This is a genomic window from Paraburkholderia caffeinilytica, assembly GCF_046030355.1.
GTDB classification, from domain to species: domain Bacteria; phylum Pseudomonadota; class Gammaproteobacteria; order Burkholderiales; family Burkholderiaceae; genus Paraburkholderia; species Paraburkholderia caffeinilytica_B.
This window is the reverse complement of record NZ_JAQQCQ010000069.1, coordinates 1-376: the sequence shown is the minus strand read 5'-3', so window position 1 is coordinate 376 and position 376 is coordinate 1. Positions and strand designations below refer to the sequence as shown.

The window sequence follows — 376 nt, the reverse complement described above, 5'->3', positions numbered from 1 at the left end:
CGCAGTCCCATGTTTTCCGATCGCAGCGCATCTTGCGAGCCGCTTAATGCGGCCCGTATGGAGACACTTGCGCTCGCGATCCGCAAGGAATGGTTACATCATGAACTCGACGACATCAAATAGCGTAGCCGGCGCCACCCAGATGGCCCGCCCCGCCCCGACGACAAAATCGAAACCGGACGAATTCGTCCGCATCGAAAACGTCGTCAAGAAATTCGGCGACAGCACCGCTGTCGACAATGTCAACCTGAGTATCGCGAAGAATGAACTGTTCGCGCTGCTCGGCAGCTCCGGCTGCGGCAAGTCCACCCTTCTGCGCATGCTCGCCGGGCTCGAATCGGTGACCTCCGGGCGCATTTTCGTCGACGGCGAGGAT

Annotated in this window: 1 protein-coding gene; it reads left to right on the top strand. The window is 59.6% G+C overall.

Going from position 1 to position 376, the window contains the following annotated elements; all coding sequences use genetic code 11:
- Positions 1 to 100: 100 nt before the first annotated feature.
- On the top strand, positions 101 to 376 hold a 276-nt coding region (locus tag PQQ95_RS36555), incomplete at its 3' end, for an ATP-binding cassette domain-containing protein (protein WP_408447269.1).